This is a genomic window from Vibrio sp. 10N.261.51.A4 (assembly GCF_041471945.1).
Taxonomy (GTDB): domain Bacteria; phylum Pseudomonadota; class Gammaproteobacteria; order Enterobacterales; family Vibrionaceae; genus Vibrio; species Vibrio crassostreae_C.
The window spans coordinates 21,351-32,473 of record NZ_JBFRPJ010000009.1 but is presented as its reverse complement, the minus strand read 5'-3'; the positions used below and the strand labels follow the sequence as shown (position 1 = coordinate 32,473).

Annotated in this window: 10 protein-coding genes; 3 read left to right on the top strand and 7 right to left on the bottom strand. The window is 41.4% G+C overall.

The features are described from left to right. The 4 genes from AB4384_RS03450 to AB4384_RS03435 all read right to left on the bottom strand — a co-directional run. The coding region (locus AB4384_RS03450) for a hypothetical protein (RefSeq protein ID WP_372128882.1) at positions 1 to 869 on the bottom strand (869 nt) is incomplete at its 3' end. A 114-nt stretch (positions 870 to 983) separates the two neighbouring features. Further along, the gene (locus AB4384_RS03445) at positions 984 to 1,343 is read right to left on the bottom strand and encodes a hypothetical protein (protein WP_102305739.1); all 360 of its coding nucleotides are present in this window, start codon (positions 1,341 to 1,343) and stop codon (positions 984 to 986) included. 113 nt (positions 1,344 to 1,456) lie between these two features. Beyond that, positions 1,457 to 1,936 (bottom strand): lytic transglycosylase domain-containing protein, encoded by a 480-nt coding sequence (locus AB4384_RS03440; RefSeq protein ID WP_146493234.1) that lies wholly within the window; start codon positions 1,934 to 1,936, stop codon positions 1,457 to 1,459. A 205-nt stretch (positions 1,937 to 2,141) separates the two neighbouring features. Next, positions 2,142 to 2,408 carry a hypothetical protein gene (locus AB4384_RS03435; RefSeq protein WP_372128880.1) on the bottom strand — a complete coding sequence of 89 codons (267 nt, stop codon included), beginning with the start codon at positions 2,406 to 2,408 and terminating at the stop codon, positions 2,142 to 2,144. 448 nt (positions 2,409 to 2,856) lie between these two features. On the opposite strand from AB4384_RS03435, the gene AB4384_RS03430 reads away from it, so the two are divergent. Together AB4384_RS03430 and AB4384_RS03425 are read left to right on the top strand one after the other, a co-directional pair. Next, the gene (locus tag AB4384_RS03430) at positions 2,857 to 3,306 is read left to right on the top strand and encodes a hypothetical protein (protein ID WP_372128879.1); all 450 of its coding nucleotides are present in this window, start codon (positions 2,857 to 2,859) and stop codon (positions 3,304 to 3,306) included. 158 nt (positions 3,307 to 3,464) lie between these two features. Then, on the top strand, positions 3,465 to 4,895 hold the full coding sequence (locus AB4384_RS03425) for a DnaB-like helicase C-terminal domain-containing protein (protein ID WP_157939158.1): 1,431 nt from the start codon (positions 3,465 to 3,467) through the stop codon (positions 4,893 to 4,895). Here AB4384_RS03425 and AB4384_RS03420 read toward each other — a convergent pair. Then, positions 4,892 to 5,902 carry a hypothetical protein gene (locus AB4384_RS03420; RefSeq protein WP_372128019.1) on the bottom strand — a complete coding sequence of 337 codons (1,011 nt, stop codon included), beginning with the start codon at positions 5,900 to 5,902 and terminating at the stop codon, positions 4,892 to 4,894. The genes AB4384_RS03425 and AB4384_RS03420 overlap by 4 nt on opposite strands. 178 nt (positions 5,903 to 6,080) lie before the next feature. Here AB4384_RS03420 and AB4384_RS03415 point away from each other — a divergent pair, with 178 nt between their 5' ends. Further along, a complete protein-coding gene (locus tag AB4384_RS03415; RefSeq protein WP_372128877.1) occupies positions 6,081 to 6,842 on the top strand; it encodes a DsbA family protein in 762 nt (253 codons plus the stop codon). Between the two features lie 1,555 nt (positions 6,843 to 8,397). On the opposite strand, the gene AB4384_RS03410 is transcribed toward AB4384_RS03415, so the two are convergent. Together AB4384_RS03410 and AB4384_RS03405 are read right to left on the bottom strand one after the other, a co-directional pair. Further along, a complete protein-coding gene (locus tag AB4384_RS03410; RefSeq protein WP_170964545.1) occupies positions 8,398 to 9,453 on the bottom strand; it encodes a replication initiation protein in 1,056 nt (351 codons plus the stop codon). 1,202 nt (positions 9,454 to 10,655) lie between these two features. After that, the gene (locus AB4384_RS03405; protein WP_102305722.1) at positions 10,656 to 11,123 is read right to left on the bottom strand and encodes a metal-dependent hydrolase; all 468 of its coding nucleotides are present in this window, start codon (positions 11,121 to 11,123) and stop codon (positions 10,656 to 10,658) included.

Genomic DNA, 11,123 nt, shown 5'->3' with positions numbered 1-11,123 from the left:
TTTTCGAACTTGACACCCGTTTTCCCCGTCCCCACATCCCCGAATAAGACACTTCGTGGGGCTCTGTTGTTAATCGCGGCTTTGATACCGCTCACGGCATCCAATTGTTCATCCGTCAGTTGAAACGGGACGACATCATTGAAATAGGTATCGTCTTTGTCGAGCTGAAATGGGTGAGTTAAATTTGGTTCGCCTTCCACTTCTGAGAACAACAAAGTAGCTGCTATTCTTTGTAGTATAGCGTTGCATTGTTCACTTTCTTCCAATGAATTTGGGAAATGCACAAATCTCAAAACCTCTTCTAAACACAGCGAGTGCGCTTCTAACAACCGTCTAATTTTCCCGTTGCTTAGATTTAATTTCGCTAATTCTTCTCGTATCTTTCTTGCCGTCAATGGGATCAGTTCATCAATATGCTGCTCCAAAAACTCAGCATACTTCAACCCTTTGAGTTGCTTACTTTTGACTTTATAGACCGGAGTGATTTTACCAATGAATTTTTCATTCAATGGCTGCGGGTGGTTGATAAACAGCGCGGTTCCGACTTGTTTCACTTTGCACAAGTAATAACCTCGATCATTAAGTCGACTTGCCAATTGTTGGCCGTATTCACTGTCTAATTTGGCAAAATGAGAAAAACGTTGAGCGACGTTTCGGGAGTCAACAATGCTGCCATTAATGACAGTCGTTCGATTGTATGATTCAGAAATAGAAGTCACTGTCCCTTGAATAACCATACAGTCACTGTCCGTAAGATAGGAAAAGTCAGACACCACTTGTCTCGTGTCCACAAACGATTCAGGTAACCGCAACAACACTTGCCAAACAGGAACTTTAAATGTGTCTTTGATGTACTTTATATCCAGCATTCTCGCGTTTCATTCTGATTCAATAATGCAGTAGTTATACACGTCTGAGCACTATCATTTAGTTACGATGGCTCTCAGTAATATGAAGTTGATTTAGAACGTCTTTACGAACGCTTACTGCTTTAGAGTCAGCTCATAAACCTTCTCGACCGGTTCTTCGATGTACCTACGTGTAACAGTTAACTCAACACCGCTGGTGGTTTTGGTTATTCTAAAGTTTTGGTTTGGAGACTGAGCCAAAACAGAGCCGTCATCATTAACAATCACGTCAACGGGTAATCGTTTCCCAAACGCCTCAATGTAGTCAGCTCCGACGTTGAATTCTGCAGCGCCGTCTGACGATACAGAGCTCCACTGGCCAACATAGGCATGAGAATCATCGAAGAAAACAGAAGAGAACTTTAGAACCAGAACACCAGACAGTACGAGTACGCCACATAGGGTCAGTGTCTTTCGATTTATACGTATCGACATAATGAATTCCTATAAACATGAGAACCCCATATTACTTGTGGTAGAAGTCGATTTTGCTAAATAGCGAGGGGAATTTGAGCTGCTATTTGATATTTGGGGAGTCGAAGTTAGCTCTAATCCTGATACCAATACTCCGAGCAGTTCAATGATGGTCGTTTCAGAATGTAATCCCAAGTTTTCATTGTTCTGATTAGATAATTGGTCTTGATGTTGACTGTCTTTGAGTTATAGCAACCGACGGCTTCCCAAACATGACCCTTAGCGTAGGTAAGGCATCCTTTGAATATATCTGCACTGATACGGATATTGAGAACAGGGTCAGTGGCAACATCTACCCAAGACTTATTAGGGTAGTTTCGTAAGATGTATTTGGAATGGATTGTATTCACCTGAGCGGGACCCAAGTCATAGGAATCGTTAGTATTTTTTACTTTACTGCCGATTTTGCCCCCCTCGCCAACCACAAGTAAGTTAAGAAAGTCTCTCGGGACATACTTCTCTCCTGCGACTTCAGCAACAATGCTGCATCTACTCGCGTTTGATAAAGCAACAGTATCTAATTTTGTGTCATGGATATCTGGCAAGAAAAACACGGTGATTCTCCTTTTCGTGGCCAATGATTGAAAGTCAGTATTGACTAAGTATGTTCCTGTGGTGATACACCTTTTCTCTTCATCTTTAATCTTCATTCGTTGAGCGGAAGTTTTTGATGAGGGAAGTACCCGACAACGTTCTGTCCCTCACTAGTCATTTGAAACAACTAGCTTCAAGCTAGGCTTAGTTAAACCAGGTTTTGCTTTAGGAACTACCCCCCCCGATTATGTCTCCGTGACGATTTTTGATTACATGACCAGTGAATGCGAACTGGTCTAAAGCATCTCTCAGTTGAGGATCGTCCGTTCCGATAGTCGCGAGGTACAATTCAGGCTCGTAACCGTTGGCTTTCAATAGCTTTAATGCTTTTTCCTTATTACTTTTTTCCTTAGCGTTTCGCAAATAAGCAATCGTCTTTTGGAGTACCAATGTCGCTATCACAACTGAAATGATTAAAAGAAGGTTTGTCATTATTATCTCCTTGTTACGCTGCTACTGGTTTAAGTTCTACGATTTCGTAGTCAGGAAATCACACCTTCCTGCAACTGTTTCATAGCAAGCGACTGAATTCGCAGGGAGCTTTAGCGTCGTTTCACTGTTTGAATTATCAGCGAGTGCAACCGAAGCGACCGTCATCAAACTCAACAATACAACCATCTTTTTCATTAACTACCCCGGCAACTCTAAGAGGATTTAGACTCTGACTGTCAGTTATACACGTCTAATCACTTGGGTTTACGAATTAGCGAAGCCATTTAAGCTTCTTATTTGACAATGGCACTCGATCCCAATCACATGATGAGGGATCGTCTTCAAATGAGGTAAACAGATAAAATCGTCCCACTAATTACATTTCTACGTCAGTGTCTATGCCATATTTCTCGTACTGGTTGTCTTGATGAATGGAACTGGAAACGTTATGGAAATGAATACAAAGTGTGTCCCTGTCAGAACCACTGCGTGCTTAATTGTCGCCTTCGCGTGTTTGGCCGTGTATATGCTCACACCCAGCCGCACCGATTACTTAGATGCACGAGTAAACTTGTTATTTTCTCAATGCAGCTCAAGTCTTTTGGAAGATGAGTTCAAAATGGAACCATGTGAAGAGCTCTATCGAACCTACGCCAACATCTCGCGCAGTACCGCTTATCACTACATATCGGATAACGTGATGTTTAAACTTCATGGCGAGATTTCGAAGCTGGGCTACTCGTTGGACATCAACCAGGTCACCGATGGATTTATGCAAAAACTTCCGTCAGGCAAATACCACACGACACGACGCAATAACATCATCGACGCATTGATTAGCTCTCCAACAGAGTCCGTCGATTTTGATTATGAGGGAGGCATCGACGCCTCGCTTTAGTAATTTGGGAAACCCAAAAATCCAATCGTTTGATTGTTGCGATTGAACCCACTCCGTTGTTAACTTTTTGGGTTTCCCTACCACCTCCCCCACTCAATTCTCTAAATTCACTCTCAAAAGTTGTATCAACTATGTCCTAGTATCCGATGGGCATTACCATGTTAAAGTTTAATTTATACCACCCAGTGATTAACCTCATCCTCTCCCACGATGGCGTTATTGACGAACTCGACCTAGAAACTAACGTTGTCAGTGATACAGCGACACGGGTTCTCATCGATACCTGCTTCCAATTGCACGAAGATAAACAATCAATCGATTTAAACACGATTAAAGCGCGTGTATACGCTGAGTATGGGCAAGAGGGAGTCGACGCGATTACTACAGTTGCCATGGAGTCACTAGCGCAACCAGCAAACATAAATGCTCTTTCTGACTATGTTTCGCAAATCAACGACACTAACAACAAACGAACACTTCAGGTGGAGCTTCAAAAGCTATTAACACAATGTTCGTCAAACAAGACGACCGATGAAATCATAGGTTCGATGCATTCTGTTGTTGAGTCTTATGACGAAGTGGAAAAGGACAATGAGCAAGGCCCAATTTCATTGAAAGATGCCTTTGCTGCAACGCTGGACAACATGGAGCGCAGAAGCAAAGGGGAATTTAATGCATTTAAGTCGGGCTTTGCATGCTTTGAAGCACTTGGTGGATTCCGACCTGCAGATTTCATCATCCTTGCAGGCCGTCCATCTCATGGCAAAACCACCTTACTCCTGAACGTTATCAAAAACTCAAGTTATCAAAACGATGCACCATTCTTATTTTTCTCCCTTGAAATGAGCTCAGAATCGATTGGAGAGAATTTGCTATCTAACTTGGCAAGCGTACCACTGAGTAATATTCGAAACGCCAGCATGAGTGATACTCAATGGGCTGATTGTTCATCTGCGCTAGGTAGATCCGGTGATTACAATATTGAGATGGATGACGGCTCAATGACCGTCGAGGAGTTGTGTCGTCGCGCACGTCGCTTTTATCGGCAGCATAATGGAAAGATTTCTGGTATTGGTGTGGACTACATTCAGTTACTAACCAGTGAAAAATACAAAACTGATAATAGAAATTTAGAAGTCTCAGAAATATCACGACAGCTCAAAGCGTTGGGGAAAGAGTTACAAGTACCTGTTGTAGCACTATCCCAATTGTCTCGCGATATCGAGAAGCGTGCTGATAAACGCCCAGTGAATTCCGACTTACGAGAGTCAGGTTCGCTAGAGCAAGATGCGGATATCATCTGCTTTATTTATCGACCGGAAATGTATGATCCTCAAAATGAACCTGGTGTCGCTCATTTGATTATTAGCAAAGCTCGTAAATCAGCTATAGGCTCTGCAAAAACAACCTTCATTGGAAAATACGCTCAAATTAAAGATTCCTTCAATTACACGCAAAGCGCACCACCAGCTGCGTCACCTATTGCTGATCAATACCAAAGGACCGACAACAAAAAGCAGAATACCGAAACTAACGATACTCTGCCAAACAACAGTCCCAATGGGAGTGGAATTGAGTTCATCAACTAAGCAAGCGCACGTTCCCATGACTTAGAAAGTGACTTATGTGCGCCTAGCTTTTGTAAGGCGCTTGTCTTAACTTGGGTATATCGAGACGAGGAGAAACCGAGAGATTCAACCAAGTCGTTTCGATTCAATGTACCGGCTACTAATCCCATCTCATTCATGATCACAATTTTCTCGTTCGCATTGAGGGTCTTTAACTGGGCAATCAAGTGCTGTCTCAACTTAAGATGCGTCAAATCCGACACCACATTGTCGCTACATCCACTAGTTACCCCATATCGATTGTCGTTCGAACCTTGCTCAAAGTCATACAATGGTTTGGGTAAGTACGATGATGCACTGGAATCTGGGGTCAGCTTGTTGTTGGTTTTCTCGGAATTAATTTCAATTGCTTTTGAATAAGCGCCTGAAATGTCCCGGTCTGATACTTTCACCATCAGTGTATGGTGGAGCTCTTTTCTTGATACAACGGTCTTAACGCGAGCGCTCGCGTAAGTATCAAAGCTCGCTATACCCGTATGCTTATAGCAGCGTGCAGCACGAATCGTTTCCAAGGCAGCCTCTTGTACACGATCTGAAAGATAGTCGATATCATAGTTATGGCGGCGTAGTAACTTGCGGAAACTGTTTAATGACTTCAGCGTTACGTTCTGGATAGCAGTATTCAGATCTTTGAGCTGAGTCGGCTCAGGGCAACCTCGTTCCACCATTTCGTAAACCACGAACGCTGTCACTTGTAATTCGTTAAGAACAAAGTCGTCAGTTGCCTGTGACTGAAGTAGCTCTGCTGGAGTGTGTCTGTTAGAGACAACGTGGCCAACATAATTGGCGCAAGTTGCATCATTGGCAATTTCTGAAAGCTTCTGCCTCCAATTCGGTGTTGTTTGAGTAATTTCTTTGAACACCTTCCTTGTTGTAGTGGCCAATGTTTCAAGCACTTCTGATTGCGATTCTTTTACAGAATTAAAGCTTTCTGTAATGAGGGAATTCATTCTACTGATCGGGTCCATAGTAACGCTCCATACATTTTTTCATAACTGGGGTGGGTAAACTCATTATGGTTTTCCCCGATCATCGCGTCAATTTTCTCCCCCCGTTTCAATCTATCTCGAAAAAAAGTTCTCTTAATTGAAAACATAACGTTGTTCATCGAGCACTATGTTACGACCACTCAAATCGAGGAATCTAATGATGGCACCTTTGTTCAAGAAGACAGCGACGACTTTATTCACAATTTTGGCAATTGGTTCTGCAGCTACCGCATCAGCTTCTGAAGTTGAAATGTCACAACAACAATTCAACTCGATGCTTATGAAAGCGTTCCAATCAAACCCTGAACTCTTAATCGCAGGAGTGGAATCCGTGAGGACATACCAAACAATGAAGCATAAACAAATGTTTTCAAAATCTTTGTATTATGATGAAGATACGCCGGTTCTTAATGAAGCTGGAGAGATCACTGTGGTGGAGTTTTTTGACTACGCATGTGGAGTATGTAAAAGGGGTGCAACGGAGTTGGCTCCCCTTTTAGGTAAAGACAAACGCATCCGATTCGTGTATAAAGATGTGTCCATTTTAGGTGCTAATTCCACTGAATTAGCAAAGATAGCCATTGCTGTAAATCAGATCTCTCCCAATGCATATCCAGCATTCCACAAAGAGCTTCTTTCAATGCAGCAGTCCGTCCCGCAGAAGGCATATGAGCTTGCTGAACTGATGGGATTAGACAGCTCGATCATCAAAAAGGCAGCGAATTCGTCACAAATTAGTGCTATTTTAAATAAAAATAATAAACTTTTTAGAGATCTGAAACTTACTGGAACTCCGACTTTTTATATTGGTGAAAAAAAGTTCGGGGGGTTAATCAGTCGTCAACAGATGCTTGAAGAAGTGAACCTTCAATATAGCCAACTAGTAAATCAGACTAATAGGCAGGCAGTTAGTAAGTAGGAAGCATCGTGCATTGGTGTGGAGGTATTTACTCGTATGGCCCTGCAAAGTCACTCCAAGGAGGGAGTGGAGCAGACTAACTATAAGTAGTAAGGCATAACTACGAAATCACCACACATACTCCCCCGTTCTTCGGGGGTTTTTTTTTACTTATAGTGCCACAAGCTAGTCACTATATTGCTATAGCCTGTCGTCATTGTGCCACAAGCCAACCACCAGCGGCTCCACCAAGTTCAAAGTTAAGCCAGCCGGTTTGCATATAAACTATACAAAACCACACACCATTATTATAATTACTTCAGTTCTCAAAATCTTCTAAGTTCTCTGCCACTATCCGGTAGTTCCCTTATTAGTCGGGTGATATGTCCCGTTGATCATACCAGTCCTCGACTGAATTTATTGAAAATGTATTTTTCACTGATCCCTCATCGCGTGTAGCAACCGTCACACAGCACACCTAAGCAGATTGCCTCAGTCTTCTTTGGCGTGCTGTGTGGTGACAGTTACGTGTGGTGAAAAGTCGGATAACCTGGGGATAGGCTTCGACTTAACAATAATAAAAGTTGCCCTGCATTGGAGCGGGGCCTTTTTTTTTTCTAAAAAGACACTTTACCCTTGGCATTTTCAGTTTCCTAACTTGAACAACTCTTTTATTTTCATTTTCCTTCATTGAAATGGTCGTTGATGTATACATAAGAAATCACCACGAGATCAAAACAAAGGTTATCTACCATGAGAAAAGTCACGTTGTACTTACTTCCGCGAGGGACACCGGCCCCGACTTCTATAAGTTCATCGATTCAACGTACAAAAAGGAATTGGAACTCCCTTCTGAACTGATTCAAAAAGGGGTGATTCTAGCGTTCGGTGATGGCGAAGATTCGTACCATGTGTATATCCAAGAAATTCACTATCAAGTGAATGAAGCAATAACTAAGGTGCTGTGTAGCTACTGCAACAATGATTTTCATGAAATGGGTATACTTCGGTAAAAAAGAATTCTTCGATGCCTTTCTAACGCGGCTGGTGGCTGATAAATGGGTGATTTCAGCTGACGAACCAGAGTAGTGCAGATGGCTTCTCTTGAACGAAAAAAAGAACCCGATCAATAAGGGTTCTTTTTTAATGCCAATAGATGTCAATTTGGAACTGCGTTTGGATTCAAGAGAAAAGCAATACATGAAGATCTGTGGCCATGTGTTCTAACTTCTAATATTATCTACACTCTATATTAATAACTATTAATATCTATTATTAGTATTGGAACTATGGGATCTATAATAACTATGGAGTATCTTAAGTAATTGTTTATAAAGAACTTTTATCGGTTTCAGTTACACATTACCCGTATGTTTGATCTCATTTTCCGAACATATGATCATCTTACCCGAACTTATGATCTTTCTATCCGATTCTTTGATCTGTATATCCTTGTTTATTGATCATTTAGCTCTCTTCAAACACACACTTTATCCGTGTTTTCACCATGTTGACACTGAATAGATTTTTAGCACAGTTTTGAGCTGTGCATAAGTTAATTAAGCCTCTGTTTTTATTAGTAATTATCATCAACAGATAGGCTGTTAATTTCGTTAAGGAAGCTTTCAATTGATTGAGCCATTTCCACACGTTGTTCTTCTTCTTTTTCACGACGCTTGATAGCTACGTTTATCTTGCTTGCTCTGTCTTGTTCGCCTATTGACGTATAACAGTGTGAAAGGTTCTTTAGCTCATCAGTAGTGAGCTCACTTCCCCCGACACGCTTCATTTCTAATGAAGAGATTATCCGCTTTATATCTTCAATGTTGAGCTTTTGAACTGGGCCTTTCTTCTCAACCCAACGGTACAAGAATTTGATCTTTGATATCTTACGACCTTCACGGTAGACCTCATAGCCATGGGTTCTGCCATCTTCAGAGTCGTAGAACATGATCTCTTGATTTGTTTCTGAGTCTTCTTCTATACCTTTAATGCTGGCTTTGATGCAACGATCAATAAATACGCTGTTATTGGAAAAAGAACGTTTTCCTGATTTGATCTTCCCTGCAGGGTCATGGAGTCCAAATAAGCCCTTTAAGTCTTCAATATCAAAGGTTTGTAGGTAAGTCCCACCGCCTTTGAAACGACTAAGTATTTCATAGAGACGTTTGGCATACTCTTTTTTAAGGCTAAGAAAGCTCTGTGTAGTAATAAGAGCGTAGCTATTATTATACTCGATGTAGGCATCTTTGAGCTCTTCATTCGGCTTCATTGTCAGGCGTCTATCTTTGTATGTCACTCGTTTGAAAATTGAGATGAAGTCGAACTCTTGGATATCCTTGGTATCATCTTCAACTAACACACCAATATTTTTCTTAGTCAGTCTATCTGCAACAGGTCGGAGTGTCTTTGCTAGTTCCTTTGGATCAATGTTTAGCCATCGCGAAAGCTGAGTTGATGTGAATTGATAGGTTGGCGTGTTATTATTCTCCCAATCTTCAGGCTTCATGTGCGCTATCATTAAGGCAAACAGGTCTGCCTCACGCTGTGTGAGGTCTTGCTGGGAGAATACAAGCTTATGCGCTTTTTTAAACTGTTTTGGAAGTGTATGCTTCTTCGAGGTATTGACCATATCCATGCCTAATCTCAACTGTATTTTCTACTATCTGGAAGTATAACACTTTATCCGTGTTAGCATCACAGCTTTTCCGTTATTAACTCTAGAAATCCGTGTATTTCTACAAAAACTCTCCGCATGCATTGAAAGTTCGCTGGTGGCATCTTCGTCATCGGTTATAACGCTTTCAACTTCTTGATTATTAATCGCACATTCATACCTTTAAACACGTCCAATAACGATAGTATCAATGTCTAAACCAAACTATTTATCTCGTATGTGATCAGTTTATCCGTGTAACACTACAGATATTCCGTGTACGTTTACACTGTAAGATATCACTTCATTGAATTCGCTATGATATTGTTTTATATAGTTTTATATGTAGGGTAGTTGCGATAACTATAGGTTTTATACTCACGCTCATATATTCTATTTGGTTGAAATGCATCCAATCATAGTGAATTCTTGATCTATTTATCCGTGTTTTGTGCCAAGACACACCTAAGCCCTGTTCATTTAGATCAGTTTGTCCGTGTCACATGACAGGCGTGGGGGCAAATACCGGTCTTTAATGATCAGTTTATCCGTGTAGTATTACTCTCAATCCGTGTTTATACAGCTGACATGACAATTCTACTGCTTTCAATGATCAGTTTATCCGCGTATTAATACATTTAATCCGTGTTTTTTAACGACGAACCTAACCAAGAGGTTTGATGATCAGTTTATCCGTGTAAATGTACATATTATCCGTGTTTCGCTCACTTGGTGAGTGTCTAGTTTGTGGTAAAACCGTTCTTCTCCCAGTTCTCCGTAACAGTCATCAATACATTACATATTTTCCGTTTAAGCTAACAAACAGGAAGTACTGTTGTTTTGATGGTTTTGTGCTCGGTAAATGTACACTCTTCACGCTATTTGGTCTTATCCTGCTTATGTTTCCTATTCATAACCCCCTTGTTGATCATTTTATCCGTGTATACACATGCTTTTTCGATTAATCACACAATATATCCGTGTTTTTAGTGGTTATTAGATATGGTCACACATATTTTCCGTGCTTCCATCACATATAACCCGTAACTTATTACAGGTTTTCCGTGTTGTTTTGTTTTTCACACACAAAATCCGCGTTTCACACGGGTTTTATGTGATATTGATCCTATCCAATGTACTTTCTTAACCAGTATCCATAGCTGAACCACAGGTTGGACTTATCTCAATGCAACCCAACTCGCCAATGCGACACATCCAAGTGTTGTGACAGCCTCAAAGAAGCCGTTACTGGCTGGCGTCAGTGGCACTCGATATCGAGTGCTTATCGGCCAAAAGAAATTGACTCCCGATTTCGTACAGGCATCTCCTACCAGGTGAGCTATATAGCCAAAAGTCAGCGAGTATGCCCAAGGAAACTCATACGTCGCACACAAGAACCACAGCCCAAACGCAGCAAGTAAACTGTGTAACGCTCCTCGATGCCCAAGAATGCCTTCAATCGGTATACTCAAGAACGGTACAATGCGCCCTACCCTGCTATGTCTCGTGTCAATGTCAGGCAGTAATGCTCCTAACATTGCGAAACCCATACCTGCAAATGACATCCAATAGAATGTGTCTTGCATGGTATTCATGCAGATGTAATAGGCGCTTGCTGTTGTGATTTGATGATTGATTGCCTTCAC